Here is a 20,907-nt window from a genome sequence, read left to right as displayed (position 1 = left end):
CCTATACGTTGTGGAGTATCTAGTCCACCGCCCTCAGCACTTCACGCACATGATCGATCAATTCGTTGATCTGGCCCTTGGTGATGATCAGCGGCGGCGACAGCGCGATGATGTCGCCGGTGGTGCGGATCAGGGCGCCGCGCTCGAACGCCTTGACGAAGGCCGAGAAGGCACGCTTGGTCGGACTGCCGGGGATGGGTGCCAGCTCGATCGCGCCGATCAGGCCGATGTTGCGGATATCGATGACGTTCGGCTCGCCCTTCAGCGAATGCAGCGCGTCTTCCCAATACGGCGCCAGTTCCTCGCCGCGGGTCAGCAGGCCCTCTTCCTTGTAGGTGTCGAGCGTGCCGAGGGCTGCCGCGCAGGCGATCGGATTGCCCGAATAAGTGTAGCCGTGGAAGAACTCGATCATATGCTCGGGACCGGTCATGAAAGCGTCGTGGATTTCCTTCTTGACGAACACCGCGCCCATCGGGATGACGCCATTGGAGACGCCCTTGGCGGTCGTCATAATATCGGGGGTGACGCCGAAATAGTCGGCGGCAAACGGCGTGCCGAGGCGGCCGAAGCCGGTGATGACCTCGTCGAAGATCAGCAGGATGCCGTGCTTGGTGCAAATCTCGCGTAGCCTCTCGAGATAGCCCTTCGGCGGCAGGATGACGCCGGTGGAACCGGCCACCGGCTCGACGATGACGGCCGCGATGGTCGAGGCATCATGCAGCGCAACGATGCGCTCCAACTCGTTGGCCAATTCCGCGCCATGCTCGGGCACGCCCTTGGTGAACGAATTCTTCTCGGGAAGATGCGTGTGCGGCATGTGGTCGACGCCACCGAGCAGCGTGCCGAACATCTTACGATTGGTGACGATCCCGCCGACCGAGATACCGCCGAAATTGACGCCATGATAGCCGCGCTCGCGGCCGATCAGGCGGGTGCGTGAGCCCTCACCTTTGGCGCGATGGTAGGCGATCGCCATCTTCAGCGCAGTCTCCACCGATTCCGATCCGGAATTGGTGAAGAACACGTGGTCCATGCCCTTCGGCGCGAGGTCGACCAAACGGTTCGCCAGTTCGAAGACCATCGGGTGGCCCATCTGAAAGGCCGGCGCATAGTCGAGTTCGGCGGCCTGTTGCTGGATCGCCTCGGTGATCTTCGGCCGGCAGTGGCCGGCATTGACGCACCACAGGCCGGCGGTGCCGTCGAGAACCTTGCGCCCGTCGCTGGTCGTGTAATGCATGTCCTTGGCGGACACCATCATGCGGGGCGCCTGTTTGAATTGCCGGTTCGCCGTGAACGGCATCCAGAATGCGCTGAGATCGTTCGGCGTGACTTTCAGCCGGTTGGACATGACCAAGACTTCCCCTTGTAACCTGTTTCGGTGCGGCTAACGCTTGGTCTTCCCGACACTTGGTCTCTGCTGCGTTTTCGTGCTACGCAAATTTTTGACCGATCGGACAAACGTTAGCACCGCCCTGTCGGCGGTCAAGGATTACTAGCGGAAATGCGGCAGCTGAGGCGCGCTCCACAGGCCGGAGAAAAACTGGTCCAGAGAATTGGTCCAGATGACCCTCGCGGCAATGTCCTGCGGGGATGACGACAGGCATGGACACCCCTGCCCCGCGCCGCACCCGCATCCAGCAGGAAAAGCGCGAGCTCATCCTGGAGGCGGCGCTCGAGGTCTTCTCAACCAATGGCTTTCGCGGCTCGACCATCGACCAGATCGCCGAAGCCGCCGGCATGTCGAAGCCGAACCTGCTCTACTATTTCCGCCGCAAGGAGGATATCCACGGGACGCTGATGCAGCGGCTTCTGGACACCTGGCTGGCGCCGTTGCGCGAACTGGACGACATCGGCGATCCCCTGACCGAATTGCGCAGCTACATCAGGCGCAAACTCGAAATGGCGCGCGATTTTCCTAGGGAAAGCCGGCTGTTCGCCAACGAGATCCTGCAGGGCGCGCCGCGCATCATGCCGATGCTTGAAGGCGAGCTGAAGACTCTGGTCGACGAGAAGGCCGCCATCATCAAGGGTTGGATGCGCGCCGGCAAGATCGCCCGCACCGACCCCTGGCACCTGATCTTCTCGATCTGGGCGACGACGCAGCACTACGCCGATTTCGACGTTCAGGTCCGCGCCGTGCTCGGCCCCGACCGCGGCGGCGACGGCCGCTTCGAGGATGCGGCAAGGTTTCTCGAGCAATTGTTCGTCGACGGGCTGAAGCCGAAGGGCTAACTCTCGTTTCGCCATCCTGGGGTCTGCGCTGCGTCGCTCCGCTCCTTGCTGCGCCTGAGGATGACGAAGCTGACGGGCTGCGGCCAGCATCGGCTGAATGCGTCGGGGGACCCATCGGCATATAGGCAGTATCGATACCAGGATAAAGTTTGACCTGTTTGACCGGTGCCGGACGTCCCATCTTCCACTCAGAGCAATGACATGGAGGCTCCGAGCATGGAACTGAAAGACAAGACCGTCCTCATCACCGGATCGACCGACGGCGTCGGCCGCTTGGTCGCGCAAAGGCTCGGCGCCGGCGGCGCGCGGGTCCTGGTGCATGGTCGCGATGCGACACGGGGCCAGGCGGCGGTCGCCGAGATCGAAGCCGCTGGTGGCAAGGCCGAGCTTCTCGTCGCCGACCTCTCGTCCCTGGTCGAGGTCCGCCGCCTCGCCGAGGCCGTGCGCGCCAGGACTGACCGACTCGACATTGTCATCAACAACGCCGGCATTGGCACCGCAGGCACCAAACGACAAGTCGGCGCCGACGGCTACGAACTGCGCTTTGCCGTAAACTATCTCGCCGGCTTCCTGCTCACATCGGAGCTTCTGCCGCTGCTCAAGGCGAGCGCGCCGGCGCGCATCGTCAACGTCGCCTCGGCCGGCCAGCAGGCGATCGATTTCGACGATGTCATGCTGACCCGCAACTACGACAGCGTCCGCGCCTACTGCCAGAGCAAGCTGGCGCAGATCATGTTCACCATCGATCTGGCGCAGGAACTGAAGGGCACCAATGTGACCGTCAACAGCCTGCATCCCGCAAGCTACATGAACACGACCATGGTCCGGCAGGCAGGCATCACGCCGTGGAACTCGGTCGAGACGGGCGCCGACGCTATCCTCAACCTCGCGACATCGCCAGCGCTCGAAGAGCGGAGCGGCCTCTATTTCGACGGCCAGAATGAATCTCGCGCCAACGCGCAAGCCTATGACGCAAAGGCAAGACAACAATTGCGGACACTGAGCCTTGACCTCGTCGGGCGCCCCTCCCCGATATGAAGGAAGGGCATTCATGACTGAGAAATGCCGTGATCGTCGGCGGCTCGTCCAGCATCAGCCTCGGCGCGGAAGCTGCTTGGCCCGGGTATGAAGGTGACCATCACCGGCTCAAGGGGGCATGGCGCAGCCTTGGCGGGGCCAGCCTGCGATTTGCCGCATAGTGCATGTCGCCCAAACCTGCCGTCGGGCTTTGACCCGAGGGTGGGCAGCGGTTTGGGATAACGACATGCAAAAACAAGCGGTATGGAACGCTGTTCGAAATGGCTCAGTCGGATGTCAGGCCGGGCCAGAAGGCAAGCGCCATTAGCCCGGCGATAATGGCATACCAGACCGCCGTATGGGTTGCCGTCATGATCGGCCGCCCCACTTCCCGTGCCCGGTTCGGATGCAGGGGGTCATACATGACCTTTACCGCCGCTCCGACCGAACCGGTCGTGTTATTGACCGGCAAATGCGATTCAAAGCGCCAGATCTTGCCGAGGCGATCGGCGAATTCGATGGTCGGCGTTCTGGGCGAGTCGTCGGACATCTTTATCTCCACCACCTTGCCTGTCACATAGACGCGACGGTGCCGAAGCACGAGATCGCCATAGGTGTGGGGTACGACAAGCACCAGGAAAAAGAGGCCGCAGACGAAGCACCAGAGTTGGATATCGCTCGGAAAATAGCCGAATGTTTCGGCAAGCGCCCGAAGCGGCGAGAGCGCGAGGTGAAAGGCCTGCGAAACGCTTCCCCAGAAGCTATTCCAGCTTTGCTCCATAAAGGCTCCGACAAGCGAAACTGAGCCAATCATACGAGCCAATCGCAACGGAGCGATTAATGCGCAGATGCCAATTCATACCATATCGGCTGGGCGATTCTCCTTAAAGCGCCTGGCCCATCAGCGCTAGGAATCCTCCGGTCAGCGCGACATTGCCGACAAAGCCGTTGATGCGGGACGCGCGCTCGGGCCCCTGATGATCCCAGAAATTGTGGAACATCGGCGTAGCGATGACAAGGAACAGCACCAGGCACAGAGCGGCGGCGGCGGTCCAGACACCTGATAACACCAGAACTCCGGCGACGATCTGCAGGACGATCCCCAGCCACAGCATCAGCCGCGCCTGCGGCACGCCGCGCGTCGCCATCAACTTGGTCAGGAAGCCTGCATTCTGGATGTTGCGCAGACCGGCAAAGACGAACGCGCCGCCAAGCAGCAGGCGGGCGGCAAACAGAATCTCATTCTCAAAATTCGCCAACATCTTATTGATCTCCAAACAAAAACGGCACGCGGCGCAAGGCCGCGCGCCGGTTCGACCGCTCAGGCGGCGTTCGCCGCTGGCATCGGATGAATAGCCTGGAACGGGATGCAAAGCCGGTTCCAGGTGTTGATCATGCCAAGCGCGACAGACAGCTTGACCAGTTCCTCTTCCGGAAAATGCTCGAGCGTCCGCGCATAGAGTTCGTCCGAGACACCGTTATCGGCGATCTTCGTCACCGCTTCGGTCCAGGCGAAGGCAGCGCGTTCGCGCGCGGAAAACAGCGGCGATTCCTTCCAGGCGGAGACGAGATAAAGCCGCTGTTCGGTCTCGCCGTCATGGCGCGCCTCGCGGCTGTGCATCTCGACGCAATACGAACAGCCATTGATCTGCGACGCCCGCAGCTTGATCAGGTGCAACAGGCTTTTCTCGAGCCCGCATTCGTCGACCGTCTTGTTGAGCGCCGACACCGCTTTCATGATCGCCGGCGCCGCACCGAAAAATTGCAGCCTCTGTTTCATCGCTTTACCTTTCATGCTTGCTTGGTTGCACTCGATTTCTGCGGTCGTTGATGGCGCTCGACAAAGGCGCAGTTTGCGGCGACTGAACGAGGATCGGCATCGCTCATGTATCCCGCCACGATGTCGGACAGCCTCGCCTCGGCAAGAGCGGCGCGATAGGCGCGCTCAGCCTTCAGCATCGCGACGTTGATGCCGCAGGGTTTGACATAGACCGAGGCATCGAGCCTGACCGGCCCGCGCTGACGGATTTCGCCGCAGCGGAAGGCCGGTTCGCCTCCTTCCACGGCGAGCACGATGTCGAGCAGCGTTATCCGCGCGGCCGGCCTCGCCAGTCGGTAACCGCCCGATGGCCCCGGCACCGATTCCAGAATGCCCGACGCCGTCAGCGCGTTGAGATGCTTGAGGAGATAGCTCGGCGACAGGCCGAACGCTTCCGCCATGGCAGCACCCGGCATGGTCGCCTCGCCTTCCATGCCGGCAAGCATCGCGGCACAGTGGATGGCCGCTTCGACGCCCTCGCCCAGCTTCATTGTGCTGATCTCCAATTCATGGATACATATTATCGTGGATATTTATTATCTGCAATAGCGATTTGAAAAGCGGCGCCCGCAGGCGCCGCTTTCCACAACAGGCTGCGCCCTATTCCGCCGCCACCTTGGCCATCGGATTGTTCGGATGCGTCGTCCAGTTGGCGTAGACCGGCGACACCGGTCTGCCGGTGCGCTGGTCCATCACGCCAGCCGCCAGCGGCTCCATCGTGATGCAGTTCTCGACCGGGCAGACATTGACGCAGAGGTTGCAGCCGACGCATTCCGCCTCGATCACCTCGAAATGCCTGACGCCGTCGACGATTGCGGTGATCGCCTGGTGCGAAGTGTCCTCGCAGGCGATGTGGCAGCGGCCGCATTTGATGCAGGCGTCCTGGTCAATATGCGCTTTGGCGACGTAGTTGAGGTTGAGATATTGCCAGTCGGTGACGTTGGGCGTGGCGCGGCCGATAATGTCGTCCAGCGAGGCATGGCCCTTCTCGTCCATCCAGTTTTCCAGGCCGGCGATCATCTCATGCACGATCTTGAAGCCATAGGTCATCGCCGCCGTGCACACCTGCACATTGCCGGCGCCGAGCGCCATGAATTCGGCGGCGTCGCGCCACGTGGTGATGCCACCGATACCGGAGATCGGCAGCCCGTGCGTTTCCGGATCGCGGGCGATCTCGGCCACCATGTTCATGGCGATCGGCTTCACCGCCGGGCCGCAATAGCCGCCATGCGAACCCTTGCCGTCGATTGTCGGCTCCGGTGCGAAACTATCGAGATTGACGCCGGTGATCGAATTGATGGTGTTGATCAGCGACACCGCGTCGGTGCCGCCGGCAAGGGCGGCACGCGCCGGCTTGCGCACATCGGTGATGTTGGGCGTCAGCTTGGTGATAACAGGCATGCGGGTGTTGGCCTTGCACCAGCGCACCACCATTTCGATGTATTCCGGCACCTGGCCGACCGCCGAGCCCATGCCGCGTTCCGACATGCCGTGCGGGCAGCCGAAATTGAGCTCGATGCCGTCGGCCCCCGTCTCCTCGACCACCGGCAGGATGGCCTTCCACGCATGCTCCTCGCAAGGCACCATCAGCGAGACGACGATGGCGCGGTCGGGCCAGTCCATCTTGACCTGCTTGATCTCGCGCAGATTGACCTGCAGGTCGCGGTCGGTGATCAACTCGATGTTGTTCAAGCCGAGCAGGCGGCGGTCGGCGCCCCAGATCGCACCGTAGCGCGGACCGTTGACGTTGACCACCGGCGGCCCCTCTTCGCCGAGCGTCTTCCACACTACGCCGCCCCAACCCGCCTTGAAGGCGCGGATGACGTTGTAGGCCTTGTCGGTCGGCGGCGCCGAAGCCAGCCAGAACGGATTCGGCGATTTGATGCCGACGAAATTGTTTCTGATATCTGCCATGCTCATGCCCTCCCGTTTGAGGTCAGTGCCCGGTGGATCGATTCGGCCGCGTCGCGGCCCTGTGCGACGGCGGAGACTGTCAGGTCGTCGCCGCCGAAGATGCAGTCGCCGCCGGCCCAGACGTTTGGCAACGAAGTGCGGCCTTCGACATCGACCCTGATGCGGCCGCCCTCCAAAGCAAGCAAGGCACCGCTGCCGTTGAGCGCAGCCGGGACGAAGCTCTGGCCGATCGCCTTGAACACCTGGTCCGCGACCAGTGTCAGCCGCTCGCCGGTGCCGACGAGCTTGTCGCCATCCATCGCCGTGTATTCGAGTTCGATGCCCGACACCTTGCCGCCTTCGGCAATGACCCGCTTCGGTTGCAGCCAGTGACGGATGACGACGCCGTTGGCGGCAGCCAGATCCTGCTCGAATTCGGAAGCGTTCATGTGCTCCTGCCCGCGCCGGTAGCAGATCGTCACCTCTTCGGCGCCGAGCAGCTTCGACTGCACCGCCGCATCGATCGCCGTCATGCCGCCGCCGATGACGACGACATGCCGGCCGACCGGCAGGCTGGCAAGATCGCTGGCCTGGCGAAGCTCCGCTATGAACTCAACCGCATTGGTGACGCCTTGCGCCTCCTCGCCGTCGGCGCGCAGGGCGTTGACGCCGCCAAGCCCCATGCCGAGAAACACCGCGTCGTAATTCCTGGTCAGGTCCGACAGCTGGTAGTCGCGGCCGAGCGCCTTGCCGTTCTGGATGTCGATGCCGCCGATCGACAGGATATAATCGACCTCGGCCTGGGCGAAATTGTCGATGCTCTTATAGGCGGCGATGCCGTATTCATTGAGACCGCCGGCTTTCGGGCGGGCTTCCAGGATGGTCACGTCATGACCATGGCGGGCGAGCCGATGGGCCGCGGCAAGGCCGGCCGGTCCGGCGCCGACCACGGCGATCGTCTTGCCGGTCGGGGCGGCGCGCGCATAGAATTGCTTATTCTCAGCCATGGCGACATCGGTGGCGTAGCGCTGCAGGCGGCCGATCTGCACCGGCTTGCCTTCCGCCACTTCGCGCACGCAGACCTCTTCGCACAGCGTCTCGGTCGGGCAAACGCGGGCGCACATGCCGCCCAAAATATTCTGGTCGAAAATCGTCTTGGCCGAGCCGATCGGATTGCCTGTCGAGATCTGGCGGATGAACAGCGGGATGTCGATCGAGGTCGGGCATGCGTTCATGCAGGGTGCGTCGTAGCAGAAATAACAGCGATCGGACTCGACCAGCGCCTCGTGATCATCGAGCGGCGGATGCAGGTCGGAAAAATTATCGGCATACTGTTCGGGCGAAAGCCGGCCGCCGGCAATGCCCTGCTTGAAATGACCAGTCGCCATTCCGCTCCCCATTCTTGTGGTTTTGAGGAAGGCTAACACGTTTTGTTTTTTTATCAATTGGTCAATTTTCGACGCAAGCCGCTGAAAACCCACAATAAAATATGATAAAATAACTCATGTTATCGAGATTTCACGCGATCACTGTGTGGAGAGGAGGCCCTTCCCGGGGGTGCGGCCATGGATCGACCTGATCTCGTCCGCGACCAGTTCCTGCAGCCGCCACAAATTGCGGTCACGAATGCCGAATTTCTTCCAGGTGACTTACGGTGTTGTAGAGGTATTCGGCGCCGGACCCGACATGCCCGCATGCCCTGGCCAGCACCCGCGCCACATTTTCCAAGGGCTGATTGAGCGAGGTGCCCCCTGCCGGTTACGCCGACCCAGAAGCCCAGCGCGCTGAGCGTGCCTTGAGCCGTACGCACCGGAAGCCACCTGACCGAGCCGACACTCTCGTGATCGTCGATCTCGCGCCGCAACAGTTTTTCGATCTGCAGCGGCTTTTCCCCCTCCGGCAAGCGGTAGATCACACCATCGCATCGGCCACCTCGTTCGAGCGCCATCATCAGTCCCGGCTGCGCAGCGCTGCCGCGCCAGCGGGCAATGTCGAGACAGAAGGACCGGTGCCAGCCGAAAGCGGTAGCGCGCTGTCGTTCGACGGACTCGAAAGCCGGCTTCCAGATCAGCGAGCCATAGGCGAACACCCACAAGGGGCGCGCGCCTGCTTCGCTCGATAGCCGCGACGCGAGGGTCTGGAAATCCTCATCGTTCAGTTGCGTCCAGCTTCCATCGGGACCGGGATCGGCCTCCTCCCGATGGCATAGCGCGACAAGCTCTGAAGTGAGCGACATCCGGCGCATGGACCAACACCCCTCGTTGACCAAAGGAAAGGCGAAAACCGCGAAGTACGCAAGACTTGAACGGCGGTGCCTTGCCTCGGTCGGTTCTTGACCCAAGTGTCGGATTCACGTCGCGAAGATCGTCCTAGGATGGATCGCACACGATCAACGACAGAAACGCAAGGAGCACGACGATGCCAGAAACCCCCATGCCCTTCTTCTGGTACGAGCTAATGACCACCGATCTCGACGCTGCCGAGGCCTTCTACACGAATGTGGTCGGCTGGAAAGCGCAGGTTTTCGACGGGGCGCCAAGCATGCCTCGTTACATGGTCATGAATGTCGGCGAGCGCGGCGTTGCCGGGCTGATGGCGCAGCCAGAAGAAGTGCGCAAGACGGGCATGCCGCCGGCCTGGGTCGGCTACATCCATACCAGGGATGTCGACGCTGCGACGAAGTCGTTGAAGGCGGCGGGCGGCACTGTTCACCGCGAACCCGACGACATCCCCGGTGTCGGTCGTTTTGCCGTCGTCGCCGATCCGCAAGGCGCGGTGTTCAATTTCCTGCAGCCCGACGGTCCGGACCAACCTGCCCTGCCGGCCACCACTCCTGGCAGTATCGGCTGGCATGAGCTCTATACATCAGACTGGAAGGCGGCCCTCGATTTCTACTCCGACCAGTTCGGCTGGGAAACGGGCGATGCCATGGATATGGGGCCGATGGGCATCTACCAGCTCTTTACCGCCGGCGGCGAACCTATTGGGGGCATGATGAACAAGCCCGAGCAGATCCCCGTGCCGGTCTGGCAGTTCTATTTCAATGTACCTAGCATCGACGCGGCGGCCAAGCGCGTGACCGACAATGGCGGTCAAATCCTGGTGGGCCCGATGGAGGTTCCGGGTGGAAGCTGGATCGTAATGTGCACGGACCCGCAAGGCGCCCATTTCGCGCTAACGGCGCCGGTGCGGTAACAACGTCGGCAGCAGTGGCCGATCTCCCCCAATTGGGGGAGATGTCCGGCAGGACAAGGAGGAGCCCTGTCCTTCCGGCCCCTTCGAGAATTACTCCGGCGTCAGCACCGCGACCTTGAGGGTCTCTTTTTTCGCGCCGCTGAACTGCACGGTGGCCGGACCGGCGGCCAGCTTGAAGCGCACGCTCTTGCGAATCCCCGGACAGGTCTTCATACGACTGAAAGCCGCCGACTTCACGGCCCTGCCGTCCTGAACGACATCGACCCAGGCCTCATCAGACAGGCTGATCTGGAGCTCTCCCTCAGGGGGCACGGCTACGCTTGCCGTCGCGCCGAATGTACCGGCTGCCGGCGCGCGTTCCGGCGGAACTGTGAAGCTGATCGTGTCGACCGGCGCCAACGCCACATCTGCAGCCTCGCCGACCGAAAGGTCAGCCCCGGACTGCGCGGCGGGCGCTGCCGCAAACAGGGCCTGCTCGCGCGTCACCGGCCATTTGAAAGCAGCACAGCTGGCGTTGTCGGCTATGGCGACGCTCGTGCCTGCAAGGATTGCAAATAGGCTGACGACGACTTTTTTCATGGCAAAGGTAACCCGCATGGTTTGGAGCTACACATCAATACAACCACAGAGATATAAATGCAACCATAGAGAGAAAAAATATATGAGGTAAATCATTTCCAATCACCGATTGTTGATGGCAGGCCATGGCAAGTGAGTGGTCCATTGCCTGGCCATAATTTATGGCCGATCCCGAGGGGTTTGAAGTTTTTTGACGGTCTCGCCAGATACCAGCCGCAGGCTCTCGCGGCATTGCGCATCATGACGGCGCTGCAGTTTATGGAGCACGGCACCCAGAAACTGTTCAATTTGCCGGTCAGCGATCATGCCGGCACCCTGAGCGGCCTATCGCTCACCGCGGGCGTCCTCGAATTCGTCGGCGGCATCCTGCTGGTTTTGGGGCTGTTCACCAAGCCGGTCGCGTTCCTTCTCAGCGGCCAGATGGCGATCGCCTATTTCATGGCCCACATGCCGCGTGACTTCTTCCCGGTCAACAATGGCGGCGATGCGGCAATCTCCTTCTGCTTCATCTTCCTCTATCTTGTGTTCGCCGGTCCCGGCGCCTTGGCGCTGGACAACCGCCGCAGTGCTTGAGCCGCCACCAGCGGCGCCTTTACCCCCGCATCCGCTCGAGATTCGCGTCGAACAGCGGTGTCGGCTGCACGCGCGCGGGAAAGCGCTTGCCCAACAGCTCAATCTGGAAACCGTCGGCCTCATCGGCGATTTCCTTCGGGACATAGCCCATGGCCACAGACGTCTCCGAATGGTGCGCGTAGCCGCCTGACGTGACCCAGCCGCGCACGGCGCCGTCGAACCAGATCGGCTCGTCACCGATGACGTCGGCGTCTGCCGTATCAACGACAAAGGTACGCAGCCGCAGCTTGCCGCCTTGCTGGCGCTCGGCCACTGCAGCCTCCTTGCCGATGAAATCGGCCTCCTTGCCATAGGCGACGAAACGGTCGAGGCCGGCTTCGAGCGGCCCGTAGATCGGCCGGTATTCGCGCGCCCACGAGCCGTAGTTCTTCTCAAGCCGCAGCGCGTTGAGCGCGCGTGAGCCGAACAGGCCGATGCCGAATTCTTCGCCCGCCGCCATCAAGGTCTGGTACGCGGCACGCTGATACTCCGGTGCCACCCAGATCTCGTAGCCGAGATCGCCGGTGTAGCTGACGCGGCCGACCAGGCACGGCGCCATGCCGACATCCATCTTGGCCGTAGCCATGAACGGAAATGCCGCATTCGACACATCCGCCCGCGTAACTCTGGCCAACACGTCCCGCGCCTTGGGTCCTGCGATCGACAGGCCCGTCAGCTTCGCCCCCAGCGCCTCGATACGGACCGAGCCATCTTGCGGCAGATGCGCCTCGAACCAGCGCATGTGATACTGCTCGGCAATGCCGGAGCCGGCGAGGAACCAGTCCTCCCCGTTGGAATTGGGACTGCCGAGATTGGCCAGCGAAAAGTCGCCAATCAGCCTGCCGTCTTCCTTCAGCATCGGCGCCAGCGTCATGCGGCCGGGTTTTGGCAGCTTGCAGGCAAGCAGGCGGTCGAGCCAGCCCGCCGCGCCCTCGCCCGTCACCCTGTATTTGGCGAATGACGAGATTTCCGACAGGCCGACACGTGTCCGCACCGTCTTCACCTCTTTTGCGACATGCTGGAAATTGCTCGAGCGCCGCCACGAGAACTCGTCCTTAACGCCCTCGGGCGCATACCACAGCGGCACTTCCAGCCCATAGGCCACGCCCCATTGCGCGCCCTTGGCCGACAAAAGGTCATAGACCGGCATGGTCTTGAGCGGCCGCCCGGCAGGCAGCTCCTCATTGGGGAAGCGGATGGAAAAACGCCGCGAATAATTCTCTCGCACCTTGGCGTTGGTGTAGGCCATCGTCGCCCAGTCGCCGTAGCGCGAGACATCCATCGCCCAGATGTCGGCGCCGGGATCGCCCTCGATCATCCAGTTCGCCAGCGCCAGGCCGACGCCGCCGCCCTGTGAGAAACCCGCCATGACGCCGCAGGCGACCCAGAAACCCGGCAGGCCCCGCACCGGTCCGACCAGCGGGTTGCCGTCCGGCGCGAAGGTGAAGGGACCGTTGATGATCTGCTTGATGCCGGTGTTCTGGAAGGCCGGGAAATGCCTGAAGCCGACTTCCAGCGACGGCGCGATGCGCTCGATGTCGGGCTCCAGCAGTTCGTGGCCGAAATTCCACGGCGTGGAAAATTCGGACCATGGCTTATTGGCCTTCTCATAGGTACCCATCAGCATGCCGCCGCGCTCCTGGCGCAGATAGAGCTCGCCGTCGAAATCGACCGCGTGGATGATCTCCGTGCCGGTCTTCTGGTTCCAGGCGGCGACTTCCGGCATGTCCTCGGTGATCAGGTACATGTGCTCCATGGCCAGCACCGGCAGTTCCAGCCCGATCATGCGGCCGACCTCGCGCGCCCATAGACCGCCGGCGTTGACGACATGCTCGGCCACCACGTCGCCCTTGTTGGTGATGACGCGCCACAGCCCGTCGGGGCGGCGCACGATGCCCTCGACCTTGGTGAAGCGCTCAACCTCGGCGCCAAGTTTTCTCGCAGCCTTGGCATAGGCATGGGTGACGCCCGATGGATCGAGATGACCGTCCTCCTTGTTGCGGACGGCGCCGACGAACTGCTTTGGATCGAGCAGCGGCATCAGTTCGGCCGCTTCGTTCGGCGAAATCTCCTCGAGGTCGATGCCGAGATAGCGTCCCTTGGCGACGACGCCGCGCAGCCAGTCGAGCCGCGCCTCGGTCGCCGCCAAAAGCACGCCGCCGGTCAGATGCACGCCGGTCGCCTGGCCGGACAGCTCCTCGATCTCCTTATAGAGCGAGATCGTGTATTTCTGCAGCTTGGCGACGTTGGGATCGCCATTGATCGTATGCATGCCGCCGGCCGCATGCCAGGTCGAGCCGGAGGTCAGCTCGTCACGCTCCAGAAGCAAAATGTCGGTCCAGCCGTGACGGGCGAGATGGAACAGCACGGAACAGCCGACGACGCCTCCGCCAATGACCACGACCTTTGCATGCGATTTCATGGATTTTCTCGTTTATTTCAGTGGGTTGGACGGGTGACGTGAATCGGGATGGAAGGAGCTAAATCACCCCCTCTGGCCGGCAGGCCAGAGGGGGTTCTCGAGGACGCAGGACACAACATCACGGCTCGCCCTGCCCGATCGCTTCCTTGCGCTTTGCCACATACGCCTCCAGCGCCTCGCGCACGGAAATATCCATCGCCGGCTCGACATGATCTTCCAGCGCTTTCTTCCACAGCCGCGTCGCACGCGCCGTGGCATCGAGCCCGCCGGCCTCCTGCCAGGCCTCGTAATTCTGCCAATTGGAGAGCATCGGCTGATAGAAGGCGGTGGCGTAGCGCTCCAGCGTGTGCGGCTCGCCGAAGAAATGGCCGCCGGTCGGCACCGCCCCCAATGCCTCGACGGCGAGTTCGGCCTCGTTGACTTCGATCGGGCGCAAAAACTCCATCATGTGCTGGATCATCTCGACGTCGATGATGAACTTTTCGAACGACGCGGTCAGCCCGCCCTCCTGCCAGCCGGCGGCGTGGTAGACGAGATTGCCGTGGCCGAGCACCGCGCCCCACAGCGCCATCAGCGTCTCATAGGCGCCCTGCGCGTCGGCGGCGTTGGAGGCCGAGCCCGGCGTCGTCCGGTAGGGCAGTCCATAGCGCCGCGCCAGCTGCCCGGAGGCGATGTTGGCTTTGGTGTTCTCCGGCGTGCCGAACGCCGGTGCACCGGACTTCATGTCGACATTGGAGGTGAAGGCGCCATACATGACCGGGGCGCCAGGGCGGACAAGCTGCGTCAAGAGCACGCCGAACAGCGCCTCGGCGTTCTGTTGGGCGAGCGCGCCGGCAAGCGTCACCGGGCTCATCGCCCCCATCAGCGTGAACGGCGTCACCGCGACCGATTGGCCGAACTCGGCCATGGTCATCAGCCCTTCGGCCATCATCTCGTCGAAGCGGCGCGGCGAGTTGACCGAAATGATGGTGGTGACGCCGGGGTCGTCGCGCATCTCATCAAGCGTCAGTCCGCGCGCGGTTGCCATCATTTCGATGCCGTCGAGCGCCCTGCCGCGGCCGATCGCCGAGACGTGAAAACTTTTGTCGGTCAGCGTCAGATTGGCGAAATAGGTGTCGAGGTGGCGTGAATTGGCCGGCAGCTCCACCGGAGCGCAGACCTGATTGCCCAGCATGTGGATGCAGTTGAAATGCTGCGCCAGCCGGGTGAGATCGCAATAGTCGCGCAGGTTTCCGGCGCGGCGGCCGCGTTCCATGTCATGCACATTGGGCGGCCCGGCGACCAGTGTGAAATTGATGGTGTTGCCGCCGAGATGAACGGTACGGTCCGGGTTGCGCGGCGTCAGCGTATAGCTCGACCGCGTCGTCCGCAGTGCCTGGTCGACCATACCGCGGTCGATGCGGACGGTCATCGACGCTTGATCGACCTTGGCCCCGGCATTCTCGAACAGCGAAAGCGCCCGCCGGCTCATCACCTCGATGCCGAAATTCTCCAGAATGTGCATCGACGCCTGGTGGATAGCCTCGATCTGGTCGGCCGAGAGCATCGCCATTGGCGGATAGGGATTTGTCACGCGGCGCAACGGCAGTTGCGGAATGGCGGCCAGTCCCCGGTTGCTGGTTCGCTCGGCGCCGCGCTTGCGTCTCGGTTCGTTCATGCGGGGCATCAAAGCGCCGGCCCGAGGATCGGGCTGTCAGAAATCCGCCACCCGCGGGCGTGATTTTAGCCAAGGCGGCATATCGGGAATTTCACGCCGACAAAAGCGACATAAAACGTCGGAATATCTATCCTCGCTCTGCCGCGACCAAAGCGGCCGATGGGCCATTAAGGAACGCAGCAAGATTCCTTTTATGTTTTCGGCCTAATCCTGTTCCAATGGGTAAGTCGAGTTTTAGTAAAATTATAGCTGTTACCGTGTCGCTGGCGCTGTCGGCCTGCGCGACGCCGCCACGCCATATCAACGATGTCTGCGCCGTGTTCGACCAGAATGACGGTTGGTTCGACAACTGGCAGGCGGCGGCCGAACGCGCCGAACAGAAGCACGGCGTGCCGGTTCCCGTGCTGATGGCGACGGTGCGGAAGGAATCTGGTTTCAAGAGCAACGCCAGGCCGCCGCGCACCAAGCTTCTCGGCTTCATTCCCTGGAAACGTGTCTCCAGCGCCACCGGCTTCTCGCAGGCGCTCGACGGCACCTGGGCGCAGTATCAAAGCGAGACCGGCAGCTGGGCGGCGCGCCGCACCAGCTTTGCCGATGCCGTCGATTTCGTCGGCTGGTATCATTCAAAGACATCAGACACGCTCGGCGTCGCCCGCAACGACACCTACAACCTCTATCTGGCCTATTATCTCGGCTGGACGGCCTATGGCCGCGGGAATCGCGGCGATGCCGGCGTGCAGCGCTATGCGCGAGCCACCGAGAAGATGGCTCGGGATTATGCCGCGCAGCTACGCCAATGCGCGCGTTGATGAAGCCAAGGATCTAGCCATCCGTCAGCTTCGGCCTTTTGCCGCGCGGACGCTTGGGCGGAGCGCCGGCAAAACCAGGACCGATGCCTTGCGGCACGTCGTCCGGCAACCCCTCATGGGCGGCATGCTCCTTGTCGAATTTGATCACCGGCTCCATTTTCGCCAGCACGTCGTCGGCAAGCCAGCACAGGCTCAAATGACCGTCGCCGAGATTCTTCACCGGCGGCACCTGCGTCTCGCAAAGATTGTCCGGCACCAGCTTCTTGTAGCCGCAACGCGTCTGGAACGGACAGCCGGTTGGCGGGTTCATCGCCGACGGAATGTCGCCCTCCAGCACGATGTGCTTCTTGATCACGCTGGTGTCGGCGATCGGGATCGCCGACAGCAACGCCTCGGTATAGGGATGATAGGGCGGCGAAAATATCTGGTCGGTCGTGCCCTGCTCGACGATATAGCCGAGATACATGACGACGACACGATCGGCGATGTAGCGCACCACCGACAGGTCGTGGCTGATGAACAGCATCGTCGTCTTGTTCTTGCGCTGGATGTCCATCAGGAGCTCAGTCACCGCCGCCTGCACCGACACGTCGAGCGCCGAAACCGGCTCGTCGGCCACCACCACCTTGGCGTCGCCGGCAAAGGCCCGCGCCACGCCGATGCGCTGCTTCTGGCCGCCTGAGAGCTGGCGCGGCTTGCGGGTCTCGAACGCCCGCGGCAGCTTCACCAGGTCGAGAAGCTCCAGCATGCGCTGACGGCGATCGGCGACCGTGTTGCCGACATTGAACTTTTCCAGCGTGCGGATGATCTGCGAACCGACCGTATGGCTGGGATTGAGCGTGTCGAACGGATTCTGGAACACCATCTGGATCGACGACACCGTCTCGACACTGCGCTTCTCGACGCCGGTCGACTGGATTTGCTGGTTGCCGAGCGTCACGCTGCCCGAGCTTGCCGTCTCAAGTCCGAGCAGCACCTTGGCCAGCGTCGACTTTCCGCAACCGGACTCGCCGACGATGGCGACGGTCTCGGATTCGCGCGCCATGAAGGAGATCGTCTCGTTGGCCTTGACGACGCGGCCCTCGCTCGAGCCGAACACCTCGCTGCCGCCGACCTTGTAGTACTTTTTGAGATCCTCGATCTTGAGCACCGGCGCGCCGGGCTCGACGCGCTCGTTGACCTTCTTGGCGCCGGGCGGCAGCGCTTCCCAGTCGATCTCGTTGAAGCGCACGCAGCGCGAAAAATGGCCTTCATGGCCGTCGACCGCGATCATCGGGATTTCGGCGGCGTTGCAGACGCCCTCGACGAAATGGTGGCAGCGGGGGCCGAAATTGCAGCCCTTCGGCCGCTCGTGCGGCAGCGGCAATTGCCCCGGTATGGAGATCAGAGGCCGCGAATTCTTGTCGGCGCCGGGCAGCGGGATCGAGCGGAACAGGCCTTGCGTGTAGGGATGGCGCATCCGGTCGAAGACATCCTTGATCTTGCCGGTCTCCACCGCTTCGCCCGAATACATCACCGTAATGCGGTCGCAGGTTTCCAGGATCAGGCCGAGATTATGCGACACGAAGATCATCGAGGTGCCGAACTTCTCGCCGAGCCCCTTGACCAGGTCGACGATGCCGGCTTCCACCGTCACGTCGAGCGCCGTCGTCGGCTCGTCGAGCAGGAGCAGCGCCGGCTTCGACAGCAGCGCCATGGCGATGACGATACGCTGTTGCTGGCCACCGGAAAGCTGGTGCGGAAAGGAGCGCATCATGCGCTCGGGATCGGGCAGCCTGACCGCGCGCACCATTTCCAGCGCGCGTCTATAAGCCTCTTCCTTCGACACCTTATCATGGATCAGCGGCACTTCCATCAGTTGCTGGCCGACCTTCATCGCCGGGTTCAGGCTGGCCATCGGCTCCTGGTAGATCATCGCGATCTTGTTGCCGCGGATGGCGCGCAGTTCCTCGTCGGACAGCTCGCCCATGTCCTTGCCCTGGAACTTTATCCGACCGCCGACGATCTTTCCGATGTTGGAGAGGTCGCGCATAATGCCGAGCGACACGGTCGACTTGCCGCAGCCGGATTCGCCGACGATGCCCATCGCTTCGCCAGGCATGACCGTGCAGGAGAAGTCCATAACGGCCGGTATCTCACCCTTGCGGGTGAAGAAGGAGATCGACAGGTTCTCGATCTCGATGATCGGCTCGGCGGGATTTCGAACTGCCTCATTCATGGGTCGCTCCAATCCTTGTTCTTTCAAGCATATCGGGTCGAGAACCCGTCCATCAATCTTTCATCGATTGTTCACGCAGCGAGTCTGCCAACAGATTAAGGCCCAGCACGAACGACATCAGCGCGATCGTCGGCGGCAGCGCCGGATGGATGAAGGAGCGCAGCAGCCGGCTGGCATCCTTGATCGCGGTGCCCCAGTCCGGGCTCTCGGGCGCCAGCCCCAGGCCGAAATAGCCGAGCGTGCCGAGCAGGATCGTGGTGTAGCCGATACGCAGGCAGGCATCGACGATCAGCGGCCCGCGCGCATTGGGAAGGATCTCCCACAGCATGATGTACCAGGGCGATTCACCGCGCGTCTGCGCCGCCGCCACATAGTCGCGCGTCTTGATGTCCATGACAAGGCCGCGCACGATGCGGAACACGCCAGGGCTGGAGGCGAACACCACCGCCACGAAGATGTTGAGCTGGTTGGGATCGATATGGATGATCCTGAACGGGTCGGCATCGAAGACCAGGCCGGCATAGACCCAGCCGCCAATGACAAGGGTCAGTCCCAGGAGGATGTAAAGGCGGTCCGGCCGCTTCTTGTAGCGCGTCCAGAACAGCACGCTGAAGAAGATGATCGGGAACAGGAAGAACAGCCCGGCCATCGCATAGGGGATCGGCGTCTCCATGATGCCCGGCGTCACCAAGAGGTAGAACAGGAGAATCACCGGGAAGGCGAGCACCAGGTTGGCGAGGAATGACAGCACCGTATCGATCCTGCCGCCATAATAGCCGGCCGGCAGGCCAAGCGTGATGCCGACCATCAGCGCGAAACCGGTCGCCGCCGGCGCGATGATCAGCACGATCTGGCTGCCATAGACCATGCGGCTGAACACGTCGCGGGCAAGCTTGTCGCCGCCGAACAGGTAGACAAGTCCCGATTGCGGCTCGATCGCGCCAGGCAGCGCGTCCTTCATGATCGGGATCTGGACAAGCGGATTGAAGGGCGAGATGGTCGACGCGAAGATCGCCGTGAACAGCCAGAACAGGCAGATGCCGACGCCAACGATGCCGACGCTGCTGTCGAACAGCTGACCGTAGAGGCCAAGCCTCTTCTTGTAGGCGAAGCTCGCTCCCATCACCAGGACGAGAGCGATCCAGACCGGCCAGAAACGCGCAAGCACGCCAAGCACCACATCGAAGGCGCCGATATATTCAAGCTGCATCCGCCCGATCCCCTATTGAACTCTGATACGCGGATTGAGAAATGCGTAACCGACATCGGAAATGAGCTGCGTGATCAGGACGATGAACACCGAGACCAGGGAGCAGCCAAGCAAAAGATCGATGTCGTTGTTGCCGGCCGCCTCGACCAGCGTGTAGCCAAACCCCTGGTAGCGGAACATCACCTCGACGATGACGACGCCGGTGAGCAGCCAGGGAAATTGCAGCATGATGACAGTGAACGGTGCGATCAGCGCGTTGCGCAGCGCATGCTTGACCACGACGCTGCCGAAGGAGAGGCCCTTCAACCGCGCGGTGCGGATATATTGCTGCGTCATCACCTCGACCATCGAGGCGCGGGTCATGCGGGCGATGTAGCCGATGCCGTAAATCGCCAGCGTCATGACAGGCAAAGTGAAATTGTAGAAGGTGATGCCTCGGCTGGCCGAAGCCGCCGAACCGTTCAGCAGGCCGAGCCATGAGGCGAAAATGACGGTGAAAATGACGCCCGACACATATTCGGGCGTCGCCGTCGAGGCGATCGAGGCGACGGACAACGTTCGATCGGTTCGCGAGCCTTCGCGCATGCCGGCGAGGATGCCGATCAGAAGCGAGATCGGCACCATCACCACAAGCACCCAGAACATCAGGATACCGGTGGCGCCGAGCGCGGGGAAAAGCTTCGACGCGACCGTCGTTTTGAACTTGGTCGAGCAGCCGAAATCACCCTGTAGCACGCCGGAGAACGTTGGCTCGACAGGATCGTTGCAGAAGGAAAAACGTCGCGCGGGTTTGCCCGTTGCCGGGTCTGTGACCGGCTGTTTGGGCAGGATACCCAGCCATTGGCCATAGCGGGAGAAGAAATTCTGGCGATAGCCATGGTTGACCAGCCAGCTTTCGAGCTGCTCGGCCGAGGTGTGCATTTCGGTCTGGCTGATCGCCAGTTTTTTCAGATTGGGATCGAGATTGATCAGGAAGAAGACGACCAACGTCAGGCACAGCATCGTCAATGCCATGGTGCCGAGGCGTCGAAGGATGAAAGAAAGCATGGCGGTCCCCCTGCCGGTCTGGTTGGGGTTGAGGCCGGCTTGGCGCCACTTCAGCCGCTATCGGCAGAGTTGGCTGTCAAACGGACCCTCAGAATGCGATCAACCCTGTCTTATTGCACGCCCCTATCCGAAGAGTCCGCGCCTTTCTTGCTGCGCCTACTTCGGTTCTGGAATCATGCATGGCGTGGGTGGAAGGG

Annotated in this window: 18 protein-coding genes and 1 pseudogene; 5 read left to right on the top strand and 14 right to left on the bottom strand. The window is 62.3% G+C overall.

Annotated elements, in window-relative coordinates:
* Window positions 1-19: 19 nt before the first annotated feature.
* Window positions 20-1,348 (bottom strand): aspartate aminotransferase family protein, encoded by a 1,329-nt coding sequence (locus tag A9K68_RS14505; protein ID WP_065009906.1) that lies wholly within the window; start codon window positions 1,346-1,348, stop codon window positions 20-22.
* Between the two features lie 254 nt (window positions 1,349-1,602).
* On the opposite strand from A9K68_RS14505, the gene A9K68_RS14500 reads away from it, so the two are divergent.
* Complete coding sequence (locus tag A9K68_RS14500; protein WP_065009931.1) at window positions 1,603-2,232, top strand: TetR family transcriptional regulator C-terminal domain-containing protein; 630 nt, start codon at window positions 1,603-1,605, stop codon at window positions 2,230-2,232.
* A 216-nt stretch (window positions 2,233-2,448) separates the two neighbouring features.
* A complete protein-coding gene (locus tag A9K68_RS14495; RefSeq protein WP_065009905.1) occupies window positions 2,449-3,270 on the top strand; it encodes an SDR family NAD(P)-dependent oxidoreductase in 822 nt (273 codons plus the stop codon).
* Between the two features lie 265 nt (window positions 3,271-3,535).
* On the opposite strand, the gene A9K68_RS14490 is transcribed toward A9K68_RS14495, so the two are convergent.
* The 7 genes and pseudogenes from A9K68_RS14490 to A9K68_RS14460 all read right to left on the bottom strand — a co-directional run bounded on the left by A9K68_RS14490 (window position 3,536) and on the right by A9K68_RS14460 (window position 9,206).
* The gene (locus tag A9K68_RS14490; protein WP_156768427.1) at window positions 3,536-4,030 is read right to left on the bottom strand and encodes a DUF3592 domain-containing protein; all 495 of its coding nucleotides are present in this window, start codon (window positions 4,028-4,030) and stop codon (window positions 3,536-3,538) included.
* A 103-nt stretch (window positions 4,031-4,133) separates the two neighbouring features.
* Entirely contained in the window at window positions 4,134-4,511 is a 378-nt protein-coding gene (locus A9K68_RS14485) for a DoxX family protein (protein ID WP_065009930.1), read from the bottom strand.
* 59 nt (window positions 4,512-4,570) lie between these two features.
* Window positions 4,571-5,029: a carboxymuconolactone decarboxylase family protein gene (locus tag A9K68_RS14480; RefSeq protein WP_065009903.1), complete on the bottom strand. Its 459-nt coding sequence runs from the start codon at window positions 5,027-5,029 to the stop codon at window positions 4,571-4,573.
* 11 nt (window positions 5,030-5,040) lie between these two features.
* On the bottom strand, window positions 5,041-5,559 hold the full coding sequence (locus A9K68_RS14475) for an Rrf2 family transcriptional regulator (RefSeq protein ID WP_065009902.1): 519 nt from the start codon (window positions 5,557-5,559) through the stop codon (window positions 5,041-5,043).
* A gap of 109 nt (window positions 5,560-5,668) precedes the next feature.
* Window positions 5,669-6,982, bottom strand: a complete 1,314-nt coding sequence (gene preA / locus A9K68_RS14470; protein WP_065009929.1) for an NAD-dependent dihydropyrimidine dehydrogenase subunit PreA — start codon at window positions 6,980-6,982, stop codon at window positions 5,669-5,671.
* Window positions 6,983-6,984: 2 nt separating this feature from the next.
* The gene (locus tag A9K68_RS14465; RefSeq protein WP_065009901.1) at window positions 6,985-8,349 is read right to left on the bottom strand and encodes an NAD(P)-dependent oxidoreductase; all 1,365 of its coding nucleotides are present in this window, start codon (window positions 8,347-8,349) and stop codon (window positions 6,985-6,987) included.
* 138 nt (window positions 8,350-8,487) lie between these two features.
* A pseudogene (locus A9K68_RS14460) lies at window positions 8,488-9,206 on the bottom strand (gamma-glutamylcyclotransferase).
* Window positions 9,207-9,379: 173 nt separating this feature from the next.
* Between A9K68_RS14460 and A9K68_RS14455 the strand changes: the two are divergent.
* The gene (locus A9K68_RS14455) at window positions 9,380-10,156 is read left to right on the top strand and encodes a VOC family protein (RefSeq protein WP_065009899.1); all 777 of its coding nucleotides are present in this window, start codon (window positions 9,380-9,382) and stop codon (window positions 10,154-10,156) included.
* A gap of 90 nt (window positions 10,157-10,246) precedes the next feature.
* Here the strand turns inward: A9K68_RS14455 and A9K68_RS14450 are convergent, their stop codons facing one another.
* Complete coding sequence (locus A9K68_RS14450; RefSeq protein ID WP_246811377.1) at window positions 10,247-10,735, bottom strand: hypothetical protein; 489 nt, start codon at window positions 10,733-10,735, stop codon at window positions 10,247-10,249.
* 180 nt (window positions 10,736-10,915) lie between these two features.
* Between A9K68_RS14450 and A9K68_RS14445 the strand changes: the two genes are divergently transcribed.
* Complete coding sequence (locus tag A9K68_RS14445) at window positions 10,916-11,308, top strand: DoxX family protein (RefSeq protein WP_065009897.1); 393 nt, start codon at window positions 10,916-10,918, stop codon at window positions 11,306-11,308.
* Between the two features lie 19 nt (window positions 11,309-11,327).
* Here the strand turns inward: A9K68_RS14445 and A9K68_RS14440 are convergent, their stop codons facing one another.
* Together A9K68_RS14440 and A9K68_RS14435 are read right to left on the bottom strand one after the other, a co-directional pair.
* A complete protein-coding gene (locus A9K68_RS14440) occupies window positions 11,328-13,769 on the bottom strand; it encodes an FAD-dependent oxidoreductase (protein ID WP_065009896.1) in 2,442 nt (813 codons plus the stop codon).
* Between the two features lie 118 nt (window positions 13,770-13,887).
* Window positions 13,888-15,426 carry a trimethylamine methyltransferase family protein gene (locus tag A9K68_RS14435; RefSeq protein WP_065009928.1) on the bottom strand — a complete coding sequence of 513 codons (1,539 nt, stop codon included), beginning with the start codon at window positions 15,424-15,426 and terminating at the stop codon, window positions 13,888-13,890.
* Between the two features lie 218 nt (window positions 15,427-15,644).
* On the opposite strand from A9K68_RS14435, the gene A9K68_RS14430 reads away from it, so the two are divergent.
* A complete protein-coding gene (locus A9K68_RS14430; protein WP_065009895.1) occupies window positions 15,645-16,235 on the top strand; it encodes a hypothetical protein in 591 nt (196 codons plus the stop codon).
* A 13-nt stretch (window positions 16,236-16,248) separates the two neighbouring features.
* Here A9K68_RS14430 and A9K68_RS14425 read toward each other — a convergent pair whose 3' ends face one another.
* Genes A9K68_RS14425 through A9K68_RS14415 form a run of 3 tightly spaced genes read right to left on the bottom strand, consistent with a single transcriptional unit; the run spans window position 16,249 to window position 20,710 of the window.
* Complete coding sequence (locus tag A9K68_RS14425) at window positions 16,249-18,453, bottom strand: ABC transporter ATP-binding protein (RefSeq protein ID WP_065009894.1); 2,205 nt, start codon at window positions 18,451-18,453, stop codon at window positions 16,249-16,251.
* Between the two features lie 52 nt (window positions 18,454-18,505).
* Window positions 18,506-19,663, bottom strand: coding sequence for an ABC transporter permease (locus A9K68_RS14420; RefSeq protein WP_065009893.1), 1,158 nt, complete (start codon window positions 19,661-19,663; stop codon window positions 18,506-18,508).
* A gap of 12 nt (window positions 19,664-19,675) precedes the next feature.
* The gene (locus A9K68_RS14415) at window positions 19,676-20,710 is read right to left on the bottom strand and encodes an ABC transporter permease (protein ID WP_082982534.1); all 1,035 of its coding nucleotides are present in this window, start codon (window positions 20,708-20,710) and stop codon (window positions 19,676-19,678) included.
* Window positions 20,711-20,907 lie beyond the last annotated feature (197 nt).

Source organism: Mesorhizobium sp. AA22 (assembly GCF_001672375.2).
Classification (GTDB): Bacteria; Pseudomonadota; Alphaproteobacteria; order Rhizobiales; family Rhizobiaceae; genus Mesorhizobium; species Mesorhizobium wenxiniae.
The sequence above is the reverse complement of the archived record's forward strand: the minus strand, read 5'-3'. Positions and strand labels throughout refer to the sequence as shown.

What these genes read in the sequence shown, in the direction of transcription:
- A9K68_RS14505 (WP_065009906.1), bottom strand. Translation starts at nt 1,348, where the DNA reads ATGTCCAACCGGCTGAAAGTCACGCCGAACGATCTCAGCGCATTCTGG.
- A9K68_RS14500 (WP_065009931.1), top strand. Translation starts at nt 1,603, where the DNA reads ATGGACACCCCTGCCCCGCGCCGCACCCGCATCCAGCAGGAAAAGCGC.
- A9K68_RS14495 (WP_065009905.1), top strand. Translation starts at nt 2,449, where the DNA reads ATGGAACTGAAAGACAAGACCGTCCTCATCACCGGATCGACCGACGGC.
- A9K68_RS14490 (WP_156768427.1), bottom strand. Translation starts at nt 4,030, where the DNA reads ATGGAGCAAAGCTGGAATAGCTTCTGGGGAAGCGTTTCGCAGGCCTTT.
- A9K68_RS14485 (WP_065009930.1), bottom strand. Translation starts at nt 4,511, where the DNA reads ATGTTGGCGAATTTTGAGAATGAGATTCTGTTTGCCGCCCGCCTGCTG.
- A9K68_RS14480 (WP_065009903.1), bottom strand. Translation starts at nt 5,029, where the DNA reads ATGAAACAGAGGCTGCAATTTTTCGGTGCGGCGCCGGCGATCATGAAA.
- A9K68_RS14475 (WP_065009902.1), bottom strand. Translation starts at nt 5,559, where the DNA reads ATGAAGCTGGGCGAGGGCGTCGAAGCGGCCATCCACTGTGCCGCGATG.
- preA (WP_065009929.1), bottom strand. Translation starts at nt 6,982, where the DNA reads ATGGCAGATATCAGAAACAATTTCGTCGGCATCAAATCGCCGAATCCG.
- A9K68_RS14465 (WP_065009901.1), bottom strand. Translation starts at nt 8,349, where the DNA reads ATGGCGACTGGTCATTTCAAGCAGGGCATTGCCGGCGGCCGGCTTTCG.
- A9K68_RS14455 (WP_065009899.1), top strand. Translation starts at nt 9,380, where the DNA reads ATGCCAGAAACCCCCATGCCCTTCTTCTGGTACGAGCTAATGACCACC.
- A9K68_RS14450 (WP_246811377.1), bottom strand. Translation starts at nt 10,735, where the DNA reads ATGAAAAAAGTCGTCGTCAGCCTATTTGCAATCCTTGCAGGCACGAGC.
- A9K68_RS14440 (WP_065009896.1), bottom strand. Translation starts at nt 13,769, where the DNA reads ATGAAATCGCATGCAAAGGTCGTGGTCATTGGCGGAGGCGTCGTCGGC.
- A9K68_RS14435 (WP_065009928.1), bottom strand. Translation starts at nt 15,426, where the DNA reads ATGAACGAACCGAGACGCAAGCGCGGCGCCGAGCGAACCAGCAACCGG.
- A9K68_RS14430 (WP_065009895.1), top strand. Translation starts at nt 15,645, where the DNA reads ATGGGTAAGTCGAGTTTTAGTAAAATTATAGCTGTTACCGTGTCGCTG.
- A9K68_RS14425 (WP_065009894.1), bottom strand. Translation starts at nt 18,453, where the DNA reads ATGAATGAGGCAGTTCGAAATCCCGCCGAGCCGATCATCGAGATCGAG.
- A9K68_RS14420 (WP_065009893.1), bottom strand. Translation starts at nt 19,663, where the DNA reads ATGCAGCTTGAATATATCGGCGCCTTCGATGTGGTGCTTGGCGTGCTT.
- A9K68_RS14415 (WP_082982534.1), bottom strand. Translation starts at nt 20,710, where the DNA reads ATGCTTTCTTTCATCCTTCGACGCCTCGGCACCATGGCATTGACGATG.